The sequence below is a fragment of the Olsenella sp. An188 genome (assembly GCF_002160255.1).
GTDB lineage: Bacteria > Actinomycetota > Coriobacteriia > Coriobacteriales > Atopobiaceae > Thermophilibacter > Thermophilibacter avistercoris.
This window is the reverse complement of record NZ_NFKF01000008.1, coordinates 110018-127737: the sequence shown is the minus strand read 5'-3', so window position 1 is coordinate 127737 and position 17720 is coordinate 110018. Positions and strand designations below refer to the sequence as shown.

The following is a 17720-nucleotide window of genomic DNA, read 5'->3' as shown; positions in this document are numbered from 1 at the left end:
GCCTCGAGGTTCTTCTCGCCCCCGGATCTTCTTCCCCCTGTGGGAAACAGGCGCGAAACACTCATGTGAGAACCTAGCCGGGATAAGGAGCCCGAGCCGATTGACCGGGGGATCTACACATGAGCAGCGAGAAAGACATCGACTTCGTCCTGCGCACCGTCGAGGAGCGCGACATCCGCTTCGTGAGGCTGTGGTTCACCGACGTGCTCGGGAACCTCAAGTCCTTTGCCATCTCGCCCGAGGAGCTGGAGGAGGCCTTCGAGGAGGGCATCGGCTTCGACGGCTCCGCGGTCGACGGCTTTGCCTCGCTCGAGGAGTCGGACATGCTGGCGTTCCCGGACCCGGCGACCTTCCAGCTGCTCCCGTGGCGTCCGAGCGAGTCGGGCGTGGCGCGCGTCTTCTGCAACGTGTTCACGCCGAGCCGCGAGCCCTTTGAGGGCGACCCGCGCCGCTGCCTGCTCAACGTCTTCACCAAGGCGGACGAGCAGGGCTTCGTTCCCAACGTGGGGCCCAAGATCGAGTACTTCTACTTCGACAACGACCTCGACCCGGTGCCGCTCGACACGGCGGGCTACTTTGACCTCACGCCGATGGACACCGCCCACGACCTGCGCCGCCAGACCACCCTCACCCTTGAGAAGATGTCCATCCCGGTGCAGTACTCCTACCACGCGGCCGGCCCGTCGCAAAACGGCGTCGAGCTGCGCTTCACCGAGGCCGTGAGCTGCGCCGACAACATCATGACGGCGCGCCTCGTGATCAAGCAGGAGGCCGCCCAGCAGGGCATGTTCGCCTCCTTCATGCCCAAGCCCATCGCCACGGCCCCGGGCTCGGCCATGTTCCTCTACCAGTCGCTGCTCGACCACGACGGCGAGAACCTCTTCTGGGCGCCCAAGGAGTTCCACCCCGCGCACCTCTCCGAGATCGCGCAGCACTACGTGGCGGGCCTGCTCAAGTACGCGCCGGAGTTCACCCTCGTGACCAACCCGACGGTCAACTCCTACAAGCGCTTCATCTCCACCGGCGAGGTCCCCACGCACGCCACCTGGGGCCGCAAGAACCGCTCCGCGCTCGTGCGCATCCCCACGCACAAGCCGGGCAAGCACATCGCCACCCGCCTGGAGCTGCGCAGTCCCGACCCCACGGCCAACCCCTACCTCGCGCTCGCCGTCACCATCGCGGCCGGCCTGCGCGGCATCGAGGAGGAGCTGCCGCTGCCGGAGGAGTCCACCTGCGACACCTTCTCCGCCTGCGACCGCGAGCTCGCCGCGCGCGGAATCTGCCGCCTGCCGCGCACCCTCGGCGAGGCGATCGACCGCTTCGAGGAGTCCGAGCTCATGCGCGAGGTCCTCGGCGAGCACATCTTCACCTACTTCGTGCGCGAGAAGCGCCGCGAGTGGGGCGAGTTCTGCACGTCCGTGACCGACTGGGAGCGCGAGCACTACTACGGCGGCGTGTAGGGCGCGCGCGGCCAGGCGCCGCCGCATCTGACATAACCGTAGGAGCGGGCCGACACTTTTCTCGCGGGAAGTGTCGGCCCGCTCCTACATGAGGCGGGGCGTAGGCGCCTGCCGACGTTCTTCTCGCTGAAAGTGTCGTCCCGTGCCTACGGGAGGCGCGCACGGGCGAGAAGAACGCCGGCCCGCATGTCAATCTTGTTAAGAAACGGCGTGTCAAGGTTCTGTCAAGCTGGCTTGGACCAAACTAACTGCTTGGCGACAGGCGAGGCGTGCGCGCCTCGACACGGGGAAGACCCCGTGCCCTCTGTCGGGAAAGGGCGTGACCACGCGCCAAAGCATCGGGGGAAGGACCCTCACATGAAGCTCTCCAGCCGGATCGCGGGCGGCCTCGTCGTTGCCTGCGCACTTGCCGTGTCTATCGCGGGTTGCAGCGGGGGAGGGCAGACAAGCACCCCCGCGACCGGCGGCGACTCCGCCGACCCCGCAGCCTACACGCTCGTCGAGGACGGCAAGATCATCGTGGCCTCCGACCTGGCCAACGCGCCGCTCGACTACGTGGACGAGTCCACGGGCGAGGCCCAGGGCTTTGAGATCGACCTCATCAACGCCGTGGCGGACAAGCTCGGGCTCGAGTGCGAGGTCCTGCCCGCGATGAAGTTCGACACCATCATCCCGCTCATCGAGCAGGGCGGTCGCGCCGACGTGGGCGTCTCCAACATCACCATCACCGACGAGCGCTGGGAGCAGGTCGACTTCACCGACTCCTACATGGACTCCAACCAGGGCCTCGTGACGCGCGCCGACGCGGTCGCCGTGACCGAGGAGGCCCTCAACGTCGAGGGCACCAAGGTGGCCGTGCAGGCCGGCACGACCGGCGCCTCCTGGGCCGAGGAGAACCTGCCCAACGCCGAGATCGTGGCGCTCGACGACCCCGTGGTCGCCGTGACCGGCGTGCAGACCGGGCTCTACGCCGCCGCCGTGGCCGACCTGCCCGTCATGAGCTACCTCTGCAACAACTCGTTCACCGACTGCCAGGTCGCCATCGAGATCCCCACGGGCGAGCAGTACGGCATCGCCGTCAACAAGGACAACCCCGGCCTCACCGAGGCCATCAACGGCGCGCTGGCCGAGCTCGAGGAGGAGGGAACCGTCTCCGAGCTCGAGGTCAAGTGGTTCGGAACCGAGCTCTAGCGGGCCCGGGGGCACCCCGGTCGCGCACCGATCACCGCGGAAAGGGCGGCTCCAAGCCGCAGACAGATAACGGGAGGAAAGAAATGACCATCATGAACAGGCGCAACTTCGTCGCCACCCTCGGCCTTGCGGGCTCCGCGGCGCTTCTCGCCGGCTGCTCCAACGACACCCAGGAGCCGGCCGCCGACGCCACCACCGGCGACGACGCCGCCGCAGACGAGGCCTCCTACACCCTCGTGAAGGAGGGCGTGCTCACCAACGTGGCCGAGCTGGGCTTCTCGCCGTTCGAGTACATCGACGAGGACGGCACCACCGTGGGCTTTGACGTGGACCTCTCCAACGCCATCGCCGAGAAGATGGGCCTCACCTGCGAGTGGCTGCCCAACCAGGCCTTCGACACGCTCGTGCCCACCATCAAGCAGGGCGGCAAGGCCGACATCTGCATCGCCGGCATGACGATCAGCGACGAGCGTCTCGAGGAGGTCGACTTCTCCGACCCCTACCTCAACTCCAACCAGGGCATCGTGGCCGCCGCCGGCTCCGGCCTGGACTCCGAGAGCCTCAACGCCGAGGGCATGCAGGTCGCCTGCCAGACCGGCACCACCGGTGACGAGTGGATCTCCGAGAACCTGCCCAACGCCACCAAGGTGCCGCTGGCCGACGTCACGGCCGCCCTCATGGGCATCTCCACGGGCCTCTACAACGCCATGGTCATCGACCTGCCCGTTGCCCAGAACATGATCGCCGAGTCCTTCTCCGACCTCGAGGTCGTCGAGGAGATCCCCACCGGCGAGCAGTACGGCATCGCCGTCAGCAAGGACAACCCGGGCCTGCTGGCCGCCATCAACGACGCCCTCGCCCAGGTCGAGGAGGACGGCACGATGGACGAGATCAAGCAGAAGTGGTTCGGCACCACCGAGATCTAGCGACAAGAACCTGCGGCTGGGGCGGGGCGCGCGGCGAGAGGTGCCGGGCGCCCCGCTCGGCCGCGTGAAGCGGAAAATGATGCGAGGGGGCCGTCCCCTCGCATCACCAAGGAGGAAGCATGCAGCACAGACGGGGGGCACTTCTCGTCGCGCTCGCCCTGGCGCTCACGGGCGTCTTCGCGCTCGCGGCACCGCGGCCCGCTCAGGCGCTCACCACCGAGAAGGCCACCGCGCGTCCCAACGAGGACGGCGGCGACGGCGTGATCGGCGGCATGGACACGCGCCTCACCTGGGAGGGCACGGTCGAGGAGGGCGAGGAGGTCACCTCCGTCACGCTGACGCTGCCCGAGGGGGCCACGTTCGACCACTCCACGACGCGCATCACCGCGCTTGACGGGCTCAGCCGCATGGACGTCACCGGCGAGGCCGTCCCCGCGGGCAGCTCCATCACGGTGAGCTTTGACCTGGCCATCCCGGCCGGCTCGCTCCTGCGCCTCGAGATCACGAACATGCAGTTCCCGTCCGCGGGCGGCGACGTCGTGGTCTCCGGCAGCTACGAGGCGGCCGACGGCACCCACGAGCTCTCTGACTCCGCGCCCATCTCCACGATCGCCAACACGCCGCTGCAGTCGCTCGTCAACTGGCTCGACGGGCAGCCCTGGGTCGACGCCTGGAACTCCAACCAGTTCCTCGGCATGTTCCTGCGCCCGCAGCTGCTCGTGACGTCGTTCGCCTCGCTCGCGCCGGGCTGGATCTTGTGCCTGGGCATCGTGGTGGCGGCCTACCCGTTTGCCATCGCGCTCGGCCTGCTGTTCGCGATGCTCAAGATCTCGAAGTGGCGCGTCGTGCGCGCCGTGGCCGTGGTCTACATCAACGTGCTGCGCGGAACGCCGCTGTTCCTCCAGATCTACATCATGTTCTTCGGCCTGCCGATGATGGGCATCAACATCGACAACAACCTGCTCGGCATCATCGTCATGGCCGTCAACTCCTCGGCCTACCTCGCCGAGATCTTCCGTGCGGGCATCCAGTCCATCCCGCAGGGCCAGTACGAGGCCGCGAGCTCGCTCGGCATGAACTACGTGCAGACGATGTTCACCATCATCCTGCCGCAGACCGTGCGTCGCGTGATCCCCACGGTCACGAGCGACTTCATCACCGCGTTCAAGGACACCTCGCTGCTCTCCTCGGTGGGCGTCATGGAGCTCATGATGTTCTCCAAGAACCTCACCACCGTCACGGGCAACATCACCCCGTACGTGGCCGCCGGCATCTTCTACCTCATCGTGACGCTGCCGCTCATCAAGGTCGTGGGCATCGTCGAGGAGAACATCGCCCGCTCCGAGCGCGGCGGCGGCCCGCGCCCCAAGAGGCGCGCCCAGATCGCCGACAACGCCGACGAGCTCGTGTCCACAGACGCCGAGAAGGACGCCCCCGCCGAGCCGCAGGCTCTTCTCGCCACGCCGAAGGAGGTCGCCGCCGATGGCTGCTAAGCTGCACCGCCGCTCACACTCGATCGAGGTCCCGCCGGCCCTTCCCGCCGACGAGGCCGCCGCGATCGCCTACGAGGCCGACCAGGGGCTCACGAGCCACGCGTTCACGCCCGGCGAGCACCCGATCGTGCGCATCGAGCACCTCAACAAGAGCTTCGACGACACGCTCGTGCTCAAGGACGTGAACCTCAACGTCTGGCCGGGCGAGGTCGTGGTGGTCCTCGGCCCGTCGGGCTCGGGCAAGTCCACGATGCTGCGCTGCATCAACCTGCTCGAGACGCCGAGCGCCGGCCACATCCTCATCGAGGACGACGAGATCACCGGCAAGAGCGCCGCGGACGTCAACAAGCTGCGCCGCGACGTGGGCATGGTGTTCCAGCAGTTCAACCTCTTCCCGCACCTCACGGCCAAGGAGAACGTCATGATCGGCCAGACGAAGGTGCTCAAGAAGAGCAGGGAGGAGGCCGAGGCCGAGGCGATGAAGCAGCTCGCCGCCGTGGGCCTGGCCGACCGCGCCGACTTCAAGCCCGCGCAGCTCTCCGGCGGCCAGCAGCAGCGCGTCGCCATCGCGCGCGCCGTTGCCATGCACCCCAACGTGCTGCTGTTCGACGAGCCGACCTCCGCGCTCGACCCCGAGCTCGTGCGCGGCGTCCTCGACGTCATGCGCGACCTCGCCGAGAACTCCGGCATGACCATGATCGTCGTGACCCACGAGATGGGCTTCGCGCGCGACGTGGCCGACCGCGTGGTCTTCATGGAGGAGGGCGTCGTGGTGGAGCAGGGTCTTCCCGAGAAGGTCTTCGACCACCCGGAGAACGCGCGCACCGCGGAGTTTTTGGGCTCGATCAAGTAGGCGCCTGGGGCGACGCCGCGTCCCAGGCGTCCCCGGGCGTTTCGTACGCACTTGACTGCGTAGCAAACGCGGAAATGCGGGCCGAAAGAGGCTCCGGGACCGCTTTGGTACGCAGTCGAGTGCGTATGAAAACCCTACTAGGCCCGAGGTTCTTCTCGCCGGCGCGTGCGCTGCTGCACGCTTGGCCCCTGAGCTGCGAAAACTCGTGCGACGTAAGATTTCCGTTAGGTTAAGCGACCCCCTGGAACACCCCGCGAGCTGCGCTTCATTTGAGGAAATGCCCCTGTGCCCCCGTTGAGGCGGGGGCGTATGTGGTAATGTGACCCAATACATGCGTCCAAATTTGGGGGGTCGACCGGATGCATCACAAGAACATCCTGCTCATGTCCGCAACCACGCGGCTGCACGACCGCATGCGCGAGCTCTCGCACGCGATCGACGTGTCCATCGCGCTCGCCAACGAGGAGACCTTCTCGCAGGCCGTCTCCTCCGGCCACGAGTTCGACCTCGTGATTCTGGACGGCGAGGGAATGAGCCAGGACAGCCTCAACGCCGTCGACTCCTTCGTCGCGGACAACGGCTTCATCCCCATGCTGCTCGTCCAGGACCCGGACAAGCTCGCCACCCTCCACATGCCCACGCAGGGCACCAACGACTTCATCCTCTCCACCGCCGGCTCCGCCGAGTTCGAGCTGCGCTGCACGCTGCTTCTGTGGCCGGGCGAGGAGAGTGCCCCCGCCGACCTGGTGACGGTGGACAACATGACCATCAACCTCGCCACCTACCAGGTCTACATCGACGAGAAGCCCGTCGACCTGACGCTCATGGAGTACTCGCTGCTCTCCTTCCTGGCCACGCACCCGAGCCGCGCCTACTCGCGCGAGACGCTGCTGCACCGCGTCTGGGGCTTCGAGTACTGCGGCGGCACCCGCACCGTGGACGTCCACATCCGCCGCGTGCGCTCCAAGGTGGGCCCGCAGGTGGCGAGCCACATCGTCACCATCCGCGGCGTGGGCTACCTCTTCCGCATCTAGGCCGTCCTGCCGGCGAGAAGGACCTGCGCCCGGGACCCCGCGCCGCCGCGGGCGACGCGTCCCCGGCGTGCGGGGCCGCGCGCGTTTTCAGAAACCGGAAAGCATCGTGCCGGCGCGGTGGCGTTTGCGGGGGCTCGGTTTGCCCCGACCCGCCCGGGGTACATTCCCAAGCGGCATACAAGGTGCCGCGCGGGAGGCGCGGCCAGTGGAGAGGCAAGAACATGAGCGACTACCCGTTTGACCCCAGAACCAGCGAGTCACCCGAGCAGGGCCAGGGCACCGGCGCGACCGGGTCCGAGCCGACCGAGGTGCGCCCCACCGTCAGCGTCCCGCCGATCCCGGGCGAGGGTGCCGCGGGCACGACCGGCGCCGCGGGCACGACCGGCGCCGCGGGCGCGTCCGAGTCCGAGCGCGCCGCCCACGCCGCCGAGGGCTGGGAGGGCGAGGGCGCGCGCAAGCCGCGCCGCACCGTGCGCGCCGTGGTGGCCGGGCTCCTCGGCGGCGTGGTGGGTGCCGCCGCGCTCACCGGCGTTCTTCTCGCCACGGGGGTGGTGGGACCGACCGGGACCCAGGTCACGTCGGGGAGCTCCGGCCAGGCCATCACGATCGACCCCAGCGACGAGGACACCTCGACCGCCAACGCCGTCGCCGCCAAGGCCTCGCCCTCGGTGGTCACCGTGTACTGCACGTTCGCCGACGGCTCCGGGTCCGGCTCGGGCGTGGTCTACGACACGGACGGCAACATCATCACCAACAACCACGTGATCGAGGACGCGCAGTCCATCCAGGTCACCACCGCCGACGGCAACACCTACGACGCCGAGCTCGTGGGCACCGACGCCTCGAGCGACATCGCGGTCATCCACGCCGACTTCGGCGACGCCGAGGTGACGCCGATCGAGGTGGGCGACTCCTCCGAGTTGCAGGTCGGCGACTGGGTGATGAGCGTGGGCAGCCCGTTTGGCCTCGAGAACTCCGTGTCGCAGGGCATCGTGAGCGCCCTCTCGCGCAACACGCTGCTCGAGAACACCTCGGGCAACACCCTCTACACCAACCTCATCCAGACCGACGCCACGATCAACCCCGGCAACTCCGGCGGCGCGCTCGTCAACTCCCAGGGCCAGCTCGTGGGCATCTGCACGCTCTACAGCTCCGACACGCAGAGCTTCGCGGGCATCGGCTACGCGATCCCGTCGGACTACGCCACCGAGATCGCCGACAAGGTCATCGCCGGCGAGACCGTGACGCACGCCTACATCGGCCTGTCCATGCAGACGGTCAACAACCAGACAGCCTACCAGAACAACCTGGCCGTGAGCGAGGGCGCCTACGTGGTCGAGGTCACCGAGGGCAGCCCCGCCGACACCGCGGGCATCGAGGCGGGCGACGTGATCACCCGGATCGGCGACGCCCAGGTCACCTCCGCCGACGACGCCATCCTCGCGGTGCGCTCGCACAGCATCGGCGAGACCGTCCAGGTGACGGTCGTGCGCGGCAGCCAGGAGATGACCTTCGACGTGACGCTCGGCTCCGACGAGTCCCTCCAGCAGGAGCAGCAGAACCAGCGGGAGGACACGGTCCAGATCAACGGCCAGGACATCTCGCTCCAGGACCTGATCGACCTCTACCAGCAGTACCAGGAGCAGCAGTACAGCCCCTTCGGCGGGAGGTAGCGCTTCCGGCGAGAAGGGCGAGCGACTCGGGAGGGCCCCGCGGCGGGTGTCGCGGGGCCCTCCTCGCGTGCCGTGCACGCACTCGATGCCCGCACTTCTCGCCCGCACTCGTCGAGTGCGGCCTGCCGCGGCATCCCAGCCCGCACCTGTGCGCGTACGGGCGAGAAGAACGTCGGGCCGTCCGCACTTCTCGGCAATTTCTGTCCGGTGGGACGGGTACCCTTGTGAGACCGAGAGAACGGAGGGACGCGATGAGCGAGATCAGGTGCCCGCACTGCGGAGAGGTCTTCCAGGTTGACGAGACTGAGTACGCCGAGATCGTGCGGCAGGTGAGGGACGCCGAGTTCAGGCGCGAGCTCGAGGAGCGCGCCCTCCTGGCCGAGCGCGAGCGCGCCAGCGCCGTCGAGGCGGCCGTGGCGCGCGCCCGGCAGGAGGCCCAGGCGGACGCGGCGGGGCGCGACGCCCAGATCGAGCGGCTGAAGGCCCAGGTCAAGGCTGCCTCGGACGCGCTCGAGCTTGCCAAGGCCTCGGCCGAGAGGGACCTCGCGGAGCGCCTCGCCGAGGGGCGGCGGCGCATCGCCGAGCTCGAGGCCGCCGCGAGCGCGCGCGAGGAGGCCTTTGCCGCGGAGAAGACGCTGGCCGTGACGCAGGCCACCGGGGAGCAGGGGCAGCGCATCGCCGAGCTCGAGGGGGACCTGCGCGCCGCCCGGCTCGAGCGCGAGCAGGTGGAGGCCTCGCTGCGCCAGCAGATGAGCGAGCTCGCCACCCACAAGGACCAGACCATCCGCGACCGCGAGGACGAGATCGAGCGCCTGCGCAACCAGCGCTCGCGCCTGTCCACCAAGCTCGTGGGAGAGTCGCTCGAGCAGCACTGCGAGATGGAGTTCAACCGCTGGCGCAGCCTCGGCTTCCGCGGGGCCGAGTTCCACAAGGACAACGAGGTCGTGGACGGCTCGAAGGGCGACTACGTCTTCCGCGAGGTCGACGCGGACGGCGTCGAGGTCGTCTCCATCATGTTCGAGATGAAGAACGAGGAGGAGGACTCGTCCTCGCGCAACCGCCACAAGAACGCCGACTTCTTCAAGAAGCTCGACCGCGACCGGCGCAACAAGGGCTGCGAGTACGCGGTGCTCGTCTCGCTGCTCGAGCCAGACAGCGAGCTCTACAACGCCGGCATCGTGGACGTCTCCTACGAGTACGAGAAGATGTACGTGATCCGCCCGCAGTTCTTCATCCCCATGATTACGCTGCTGAGAAACGCCGCGGAGAACGCGCACTCCTGGCGCCGCGAGCTTGCGCAGACCCGGCAGCAGAACATCGACATCACGCACTTCGAAGACGCGCTCGAGGACTTCAAGGCCCGCTTCGGCAAGAACTACGACGCCGCGAGCAGGAGGTTCCAGGCCGCGATAGAGGAGATCGACAAGACCATCTCGCACCTGCAGAAGGTCAAGGAGAACCTCACCTCGTCCGAGAACCAGCTGCGCCTGGCCAACAAGAAGGCGGAGGAGCTCACCATCCGCAAGCTCACCTGGAAGAACCCCACGATGCGCGAGAAGTTCGCGGAGGCGCGCTCGCTCGCCGCCGAGGGGACGGCCCTCGGCTCCCCCGACCCCGTCGAGGGCCGGCCGCCGGTCGAGGAGCCGATCGAGCCCGACGGCGTGGAGTAGAATCGTCTACGCACAAGACGTGAGGGGGCTGACCATGGAGTACGAGTCTTTCTTCAGAGACGTTGTTGGCATCACGGACGAGAGCCTTCTCTGGGCGTTCTGCTCGAACGCGCTGGGGAGGAAGCTCCGCAAGGGCGATCGGGTGGTCGAGGCAGGATCCGCCCAGACCATGGTCAACTTCCTCGTCTCGGGGCTGGGGCGCAGCTTCTCGGTCGACGCGGAGGGGCGCGAGATCACGGACTGCATCGTCTTCAGGCCGGGCTCGGTCCTCGTGCCGAGCGTCGACTTCGACGGGCCGTCCACCTCTACGGTCGAGATGCTCAGCGAGGGGGAGGTCGTCGGCGTGAGCGTGGCGCTCGTCGACGAGCTGCTCCAGACGAGCCTCGCGGCGAACCACCTCTACATCCAGGTGCTCCGCCAGGCGTGGCGCGAGCACTGGGAGGTCCGCAGGCTCGTGTCGCAGAAGCGCGGTCGCGACCGCTACCTGTGGTTCCTCGAGAAGTACCCCGGCGTGATCGACATGGTGCCCAACAAGTACGTGGCGTCGCTGCTCGGCATGACGCCCGTCTCGCTCTCGCGGCTTCGCACCGAGCTGCGCGACGAGGGCGTCACGCAGTAGGGGAGGCGCCACGCGCCCGGCACGGCCCCGCGCCGCGGGCGGCTATCGCCCGAGCGCACGCTCCACGTCGTCGCAGACGCCCTCGACCGTCATGCCGCAGCTCTCGAGCAGCGAGGCAGGGTCGTAGCGGTCCGGGAAGGCGCACGGGAGCCCGTAGCAGCGCACGCGGACGTCGCCCTCGCGGGCGAGGATGCGCGCGCAGCGCTCGCCAAAGCCGCCGTCGACCACGCCGTCCTCGAGCGTCACGACGAGGCGGTGGTCGCGGGCGAGCCCGGCCACGAGGTCCGTCTTGGGCGCGGTCGCGCGTCGCGGGTTCACGAGCGTGGCGCGCGCCACGCCTCGCCCGGCGAGCTCGTCGGCGATCTCCTCGCCGAGCGGGAAGAGGTCTCCGAGCGCGAGGACCGCGACGTCCGCACCGGCGCGCGCGACCTCCCAGCCCCGCTCGTAGCTCGCGGCGCGCTCGAAGCCCGGTCGGGAGACGACCCCGGCGGCCGGGACGCGCACGGCAACGGGGCCGTGCTCCCACGCGAGCGACCAGGAGAGCATGTCGAGGTACTCCTCGCGGCAGGTGGGGGCGAGGTAGGTGAGCCCCGGCATGTCGGCGAGCAGGGGGATGTCGAAGAAGCTCAGGTGGGTCGCGTCGGTGGTGCCGTAGGCGGAGGAGCCGAAGACCAGGATGGTGGCCGGCGACGCGTTGAGGCAGAGGTCGTGCCAGAGCTCGTCGTAGGCACGCTGCAGGAAGGTGCCGTAGATGCCGAGCACGGGGCGCGCCCCGCCGCGGGCCAGGCCCGCCAGGCAGGTGACGGCGTGCTCCTCGGCGATCCCCACGTCCACGAAGCGCCGGCCCGCCCGCTCGCGCAGCTCGGGCGTGAAGCCCATGATGTAGGGGGTCGCGGCGCTCACGGCCACCACGCGCGGGTCCCGCTCCATGCGCTCGGAGAGGAAGGCGCCGGTGATGGAGGCGTAGTCCTCGCCGCCCGCGCCGCCCTGCGTCCCCGTCGCCACGTCGAAGGGGGCGGCGTGGTGCCAGAGCTCGGGGTCTCCCTCGGCCGGCGCGTAGCCGTGGCCCTTCCTGGTGTGCACGTGGAGGACCACGGGGTGGTCGGTCCCGCGCAGCTCGGAGAGCGCCGCCTCGAGCGCCGCCACGTCGTGGCCGTCCTCGAGGTAGCGGTAGTCGAGCCCAAGCGCCCTGAAGACGTTGCGCTCGCAGGCGCCGCGGCTCGCGCGCAGCTCGGCGAGGTTGCGGTAGATGCCGCCGTGGTTGGGCGCGATGGACCACTCGTTGTCGTTCACGACGACGATCAGGCCGCTTCCCAGCTCGGCGGCGTTGTCGAGCCCCTCGAAGGCGAGCCCGCCCGAGAGCGAGCCGTCGCCGATGACCGCCACCACGTCGTACTTCTCGCCGGCGAGGTCCCGCGCGGCGGCAAGGCCGCAGGCGAGGCTCACCGAGGTGGACGTGTGGCCCATGGAGAAGAGGTCGTGCTTGGACTCGTTGGGGCTGGCGAAGCCCGAGACGCGCCCGTAGCGCTCGGGGTCCGTGAAGGCCCGCGCGCGCCCGGTGAGCATCTTGTGGGCGTAGGTCTGGTGCGAGACGTCAAAGACGATCTTGTCCCGCGGGCTCTTAAAGACGCGGTGCAGCGCCACCGTCAGCTCGACGACGGCGAGGTTCGACCCGAGGTGGCCGCCGACGGCGGCGGAGCTGGAGATGACGGCGCGTCGGATCTCGTCGCACAGGCCCGGCAGGGCGGAGCTGGGGAGGGCCCGCACGTCGTCAGGAGATTCGATACGCTCGAGATACATGCCGCCCCTCTCCAAAACTGCGGACAGCGCCGCGCGAATAGTAACCTTACTAGAATCTCACATTTGCCGCCGCAAGTTGTGTCGCGTCTGCGAAAAGGGACGGTCGCCGATAAGGGCCCGCGCCCGCGGGACGGGAGGGCGCGGGCGGCTACAATGTGCATGCGTGCGCCGCGACGCGGTGCCGACGAGTCGGAGCCGTTTGGAGGAAGCCATGCCCAGAATCGTCATCACCGCCGAGACCGGCTGCGACATCCCCGCCGCCGAGGCCGCCGAGCTTGGCGTCACCCTCGTCCCGATGCACGTGAGCGTGGGCGAGAAGACCCTGGACGACGGGGAGATCTCGCCGGCCGAGATGCTCGAGCAGTGCCGCCAGCTCGGCGTGCTGCCGCGCACGAGCGGCTGCACCCCGCACGACTTCCAGGTGGCCTTCGACCGCATCCACGAGGCCGACCCCGAGGCGCAGATCCTCCACGTCGCCTACTCCGCCGTGACCACCTGCTCGCTCGAGTCCGCGCTCGCGGCGGCCGAGGGGCGCGACTACGTGACCACGCTCGACACCCGGCACGTGACCATCGGACAGGGCCTCGTGGTCCGCCTCGTGGCCGCCTGGGTCCGCGAGCACCCGGAGGCCACGCCCGAGGAGGCGCGCGCCTTCGCCGAGGGCGTCGCCGCGCGCACCCGCATGGCGTTCCTCCCCGGGGACCTGGGCTACCTGCGCGCGGGCGGCCGCCTCTCCAACGTGGCGTTTCTCGGCGCGACGCTCCTCAAGATCAAGCCGGTGGTCGAGCTCGTCGACGGCAAGCTCGTGGCAACGAAGAAGCTGCGCGGCTCGATGGGCTCGGCGGCGGTCGCGCTCGTCGACTACCTCGCGCTGCGCGAGGAGTTCGACCGCGGGCGCGTGGTCTTCGTGAAGAGCCCCGGGCTGCCCGAGCAGGTTCAGCGCCTGGTGGCCGACCACGCCCGCGAGCTCGGCTTCGAGCAGGTCGAGTGGTACGACACCGGCAACGTCATCACCTCCCACTGCGGTCCGGGCGCGCTCGGCGTGGCGTTTCTCGCCAGGGAGTAGGGTCGGGCCCGGCCGACCGCGCGCCAATCGTAGGAGCCGGGCGTCAGTTTGAGCCGCCAATGTGTCGCTTCGTGCCTACGCGGGCCAGCCGTAGGCGCGAAGCGACACTTTTTGACGCCGAAGCGTCGTTTGGTGCCTACAGCTCGCGGCTGCGCGTCCGTGCTTGCGATAAGAGTGAACTTAGGCTAACTTTATCTGCCGGCGTCGCGCTCGTCGCGGCCCACGCCGTGGCGGGGCGCCTGTAGCGCGCGGCGCTATCGCTCCACGAGGTTGCGGGGCTTCTCGCCGCGCGCGAGGCGCGCCAGGTTGTCCGCCGCGATCCCCACGATGTTGTCGAGCGTGACCGGCAGGTGGTACCAGCCCGAGACGTGCGGCGTCACGATCGCGCCGGGCGCGTCCCACAGCGGGTGGTCGGCCGGCAGCGGCTCGGGGTCGGTGACGTCGAGCGCCGCGCCCGCCAGGTGCCCGGACTCGAGCGCCGCCACGAGGTCCTCGGCAACCACGAGGTCGCCGCGGCCCGCGTTCACGAAGAACGCTCCGCCGCGCATGGCCGAGAAGAACGCCGCGTCGGCGAGGCGGCGCGTCCCGGGCGCGCTCGGCAGCACGGACGCGACGACGTCTGCCTGCGGCAGCAGCCCGGGCAGCTCGTCGAAGGTGCCCATCGCCGAGAAGGGAGCGTGAGGCTCCGAGGGGCGCCGGCGCACGCCGGTGACGCGGGCCCCGAGCGACGCGCAGAGCCGCGCGAAGTGCGTGCCGATGTCGCCGGCCCCCAGGACGAGCACGCGCGCGCCGGAAAGCGAGGTCACGCTCCCGAGGTCGACCCACTCGTGCGCGCGCTGGGCGTCGCGGTAGGCGGGCAGGCGCTTCATCATGGAAAGGAGCATCGCGAGCATGTGCTCGGAGACGGCCTGGCCGTAGGCGCCCGAGGCCGAGGCGAGCATCGCGCCCGCGGGCAGCGCGCCCGCGGCGAGGTAGTCGTCATAGCCGGCCGAGTTGAGCTGCAGCAGGCGCAGGCCTCGGGCGCAGGCGAGGCGCGCGGGAGGCAGGTTGCCCACGATGACCTCGGCCGCGGCCACCTGCTCGTCCATGGCGTCGGCGGCGGTGGCGTAGGCGAAGGTCGCGCCCGGCGCGGCGTCCTCGAGGCGGGCGCGCTGGGCGGCGCTGACGGGCAGCAGGACGAGCACGTTCATGGGGCCTCCTTCGGGTCCTTCGGCCATTCTAGCGCAGGCACTTCTCGCCCGGGCCGGCGTGCACCCGGCCGTTACGCGCTAAAATGAGCCACGGCAAACTCGGTGGGGAGGACGCGCATGACGCTGGACGAGCTGGAGATAGGCAAGGACGCCATCGTGGCGTCGGTGGACTGCGGGGAGGCGTCGCTCAGGCAGCACATCCTCGACATGGGCCTCACGCCCGGCACCGAGGTCACGATGGTCAAGGTGGCCCCCATGGGCGACCCGCTCGAGATCCGGCTGCGCGGCTACGAGCTCACGCTGCGCCGCGACGACGCGGCCCGCATCGCGCTCACGGACGTCCACGACGCGCACGCCCGGCGAGACGAGCCGGCGGGCACCGGACGCTCCGCGCACCCGGCGCTCGGCGAGAGCCCCGCGCGCCCGCGCCGCGGCGGGCGCGCCATCCCCGAGGGGACCCCGCTCACGCTGGCGCTCGCCGGCAACCAGAACTGCGGCAAGACCACGCTGTTCAACCAGCTCACGGGCTCCAACCAGCACGTGGGCAACTTCCCCGGCGTCACCGTGGACCGCAAGGACGGCCAGGTGCGCGGCCACGCCGAGGTCACGGTCACCGACCTCCCCGGGATCTACTCGCTGTCCCCGTACACGAGCGAGGAGGTGGTGAGCCGCCGCTTCATCCTCGAGGAGCGCCCCGACGCGATCATCGACATCGTGGACGCCACCAACATCGAGCGCAACCTCTACCTCACGCTGCAGCTCATGGAGCTCGACCGCCCCATGGTGCTCGCGCTCAACATGATGGACGAGGTCGCGGCCAACGGCGGCACCATCGACGTCAACGCGCTCGAGGCGGCGCTCGGCATCCCGGTGGTGCCCATCTCGGCGGCGCGCGGCGACGGCATCTCCGAGCTCGTGGACCACGTGCTCACGGTCGCGCGCGGCCAGGAGCGCCCCGGCCGCATCGACTTCTGCGCGGCGGACGGCGCCGACGGGGGCGCCCTGCACCGCTGCATCCACGCCGTGGCGCACCTCGTGGCCGACCACGCCGAGGCCGCGCACGTCCCGGTGCGCTTTGCCGCGACCAAGCTCATCGAGGGGGACCGCCTCGTCGCGGACGCCCTCGCGCTGGACGAAAACGAGCTCGAGGCCATCGAGCACATCATCTCCCAGATGGAGGGGGAGTCCGGGCGCGACCGCATGGCCGCGCTGGCCGACATGCGCTTCTCGTTCATCGAGGGGGTCTGCGCCGGGTGCGTGGTGCACCCGCGCGAGAGCCGCGAGCACGCGCGCTCGGTGGCGGTCGACCGCGTGCTCACGGGCAAGTACACCGCGCTGCCCGTCTTTGTGGCGATCATGGCGCTCGTGTTCTGGCTGACCTTCGACGTGGTGGGCCAGCGGCTCTCCGACCTTCTCGACCTGGGGATCCAGTGGGTCACCGCGCAGGTCGACGCGGCGCTTGCCGCCTTCGGCCTGAATCCCGTGGTGCACGCCCTCGTGATCGACGGCGTCTTCGCGGGCGTGGGCAGCGTGCTCTCGTTCCTGCCGATCATCGTGGTGCTGTTCATCCTGCTCAGCGTGCTCGAGGACTCCGGCTACATGGCGCGCGTGGCCTTCGTGATGGACCGGCTGCTGCGCAAGCTCGGCCTCTCCGGGCGCAGCTTCGTGCCCATGCTCATCGGCTTCGGCTGCTCGGTGCCGGCGATCATGGCCACGCGCACGCTGCCCTCCGAGCACGACCGCAAGATGACGGTGATGCTCACCCCGTTCATGAGCTGCTCGGCCAAGCTGCCGGTCTACGCGCTCTTCTCGGCCGCGTTCTTCCCGGACCACGCGCCGCTGGTCATGATCGGCATGTACCTGCTGGGCATGGTGGTGGGCGTGCTCGTGGCGCTCGTGCTCAAGCGCACGGCCTTCCGCGGCGACCCGGTTCCGTTTGTGATGGAGCTGCCCAACTACCGCCTGCCGAGCGCCAAGACCACGCTGCGGCTGGCCTGGGACAAGGCCAAGGGGTTCGCCACCAAGGCGTTCACGATCATCTTCGTGGCGAGCGTGGTGATCTGGTTCCTGCAGACCTTCGACCTGCGCCTCAACGTGGTCGACGACCAGAGCGCGAGCATGCTCGCCGCGCTGGGCGCCCTTCTCGCGCCCGTCTTTGCCCCGCTCGGCTTTGGCACGTGGCAGGCCTCGGCGGCGCTCGCGGCGGGCTTTGGCGCCAAGGAGAACGTCGTGGCCACGCTGACGGTTCTGCTCGGCGGGTCAACGGCGGGCCTGGCCGGGCTCTTCACGCCGCTCACGGCCTTCGTGTTCCTGGTGTTCACGCTGCTCTACACGCCGTGCGTGGCGGCGGTCTCCGCGGTGAGAAACGAGCTGGGGACGAAGATGATGTGGGCGGTCATCGCCATGCAGTGCGGCGTGGCGTGGGTCGTGGCGCTCGTGGTGCGGCTCGCGGGGATGGCGCTCGGCCTCGCGTAGCGCGCGTGCGCGTCGGCGAGAAGAACGTGCGGCTTTCATCGCCTCGCGCCCCCGCGGCGCGAGGCCGGGCGGGAAGCGGCGCCAGGTGCGTGCCGGGCGGGGCCGCGCCGGGTGCCACAAAACGCGTGCGGTTGGGCGTTTCGTCGTCCGTGCGTCCCGGCCGGCGCCCCCACGGCGCAAACCCGGCGCGACTGGGTGGCATCTTTGATGTCGGGCGCGGTCATGCGACGTTCTTCTCGCCACTTTTTGCGCCTAGGGCCGCGTTTTCCC

At 69.6% G+C, this 17720-nt stretch carries 13 protein-coding genes; 11 read left to right on the top strand and 2 right to left on the bottom strand.

Annotated features, from left to right (window positions below):
- Window positions 1-119 precede the first annotated feature (119 nt).
- From B5F23_RS09000 to B5F23_RS08960, 9 genes are all read left to right on the top strand, one after another.
- Complete coding sequence (locus B5F23_RS09000; protein WP_087354024.1) at window positions 120-1460, top strand: glutamine synthetase family protein; 1341 nt, start codon at window positions 120-122, stop codon at window positions 1458-1460.
- Between the two features lie 357 nt (window positions 1461-1817).
- On the top strand, window positions 1818-2651 hold the full coding sequence (locus tag B5F23_RS08995; protein ID WP_087354021.1) for an ABC transporter substrate-binding protein: 834 nt from the start codon (window positions 1818-1820) through the stop codon (window positions 2649-2651).
- Between the two features lie 83 nt (window positions 2652-2734).
- Window positions 2735-3577 carry an ABC transporter substrate-binding protein gene (locus tag B5F23_RS08990; protein ID WP_087354018.1) on the top strand — a complete coding sequence of 281 codons (843 nt, stop codon included), beginning with the start codon at window positions 2735-2737 and terminating at the stop codon, window positions 3575-3577.
- Between the two features lie 119 nt (window positions 3578-3696).
- Window positions 3697-5070 (top strand): amino acid ABC transporter permease, encoded by a 1374-nt coding sequence (locus B5F23_RS08985; RefSeq protein ID WP_087354015.1) that lies wholly within the window; start codon window positions 3697-3699, stop codon window positions 5068-5070.
- Complete coding sequence (locus B5F23_RS08980) at window positions 5060-5923, top strand: amino acid ABC transporter ATP-binding protein (RefSeq protein WP_087354012.1); 864 nt, start codon at window positions 5060-5062, stop codon at window positions 5921-5923. The genes B5F23_RS08985 and B5F23_RS08980 overlap by 11 nt, the downstream gene beginning before the upstream one ends.
- 359 nt (window positions 5924-6282) lie before the next feature.
- The gene (locus B5F23_RS08975) at window positions 6283-6957 is read left to right on the top strand and encodes a response regulator transcription factor (protein ID WP_087354009.1); all 675 of its coding nucleotides are present in this window, start codon (window positions 6283-6285) and stop codon (window positions 6955-6957) included.
- Window positions 6958-7178: 221 nt separating this feature from the next.
- Window positions 7179-8630 (top strand): S1C family serine protease, encoded by a 1452-nt coding sequence (locus B5F23_RS08970; RefSeq protein WP_087354006.1) that lies wholly within the window; start codon window positions 7179-7181, stop codon window positions 8628-8630.
- A 251-nt stretch (window positions 8631-8881) separates the two neighbouring features.
- Window positions 8882-10300: a DUF2130 domain-containing protein gene (locus tag B5F23_RS08965; protein ID WP_087354003.1), complete on the top strand. Its 1419-nt coding sequence runs from the start codon at window positions 8882-8884 to the stop codon at window positions 10298-10300.
- 34 nt (window positions 10301-10334) lie between these two features.
- Window positions 10335-10919, top strand: coding sequence for a Crp/Fnr family transcriptional regulator (locus tag B5F23_RS08960; RefSeq protein ID WP_087354000.1), 585 nt, complete (start codon window positions 10335-10337; stop codon window positions 10917-10919).
- Between the two features lie 42 nt (window positions 10920-10961).
- Here the strand turns inward: B5F23_RS08960 and B5F23_RS08955 are convergent, their stop codons facing one another.
- Window positions 10962-12719, bottom strand: a complete 1758-nt coding sequence (locus tag B5F23_RS08955) for a 1-deoxy-D-xylulose-5-phosphate synthase (protein ID WP_087353997.1) — start codon at window positions 12717-12719, stop codon at window positions 10962-10964.
- A gap of 211 nt (window positions 12720-12930) precedes the next feature.
- Here B5F23_RS08955 and B5F23_RS08950 point away from each other — a divergent pair, with 211 nt between their 5' ends.
- Window positions 12931-13785, top strand: a complete 855-nt coding sequence (locus B5F23_RS08950; RefSeq protein WP_158096160.1) for a DegV family protein — start codon at window positions 12931-12933, stop codon at window positions 13783-13785.
- Between the two features lie 254 nt (window positions 13786-14039).
- On the opposite strand, the gene B5F23_RS08945 is transcribed toward B5F23_RS08950, so the two are convergent.
- The gene (locus B5F23_RS08945) at window positions 14040-14975 is read right to left on the bottom strand and encodes a D-2-hydroxyacid dehydrogenase (RefSeq protein ID WP_087353994.1); all 936 of its coding nucleotides are present in this window, start codon (window positions 14973-14975) and stop codon (window positions 14040-14042) included.
- 117 nt (window positions 14976-15092) lie between these two features.
- On the opposite strand from B5F23_RS08945, the gene feoB reads away from it, so the two are divergent.
- On the top strand, window positions 15093-17450 hold the full coding sequence (gene feoB / locus B5F23_RS08940) for a ferrous iron transport protein B (RefSeq protein WP_087353991.1): 2358 nt from the start codon (window positions 15093-15095) through the stop codon (window positions 17448-17450).
- The last annotated feature ends 270 nt before the right edge of the window (window positions 17451-17720 follow it).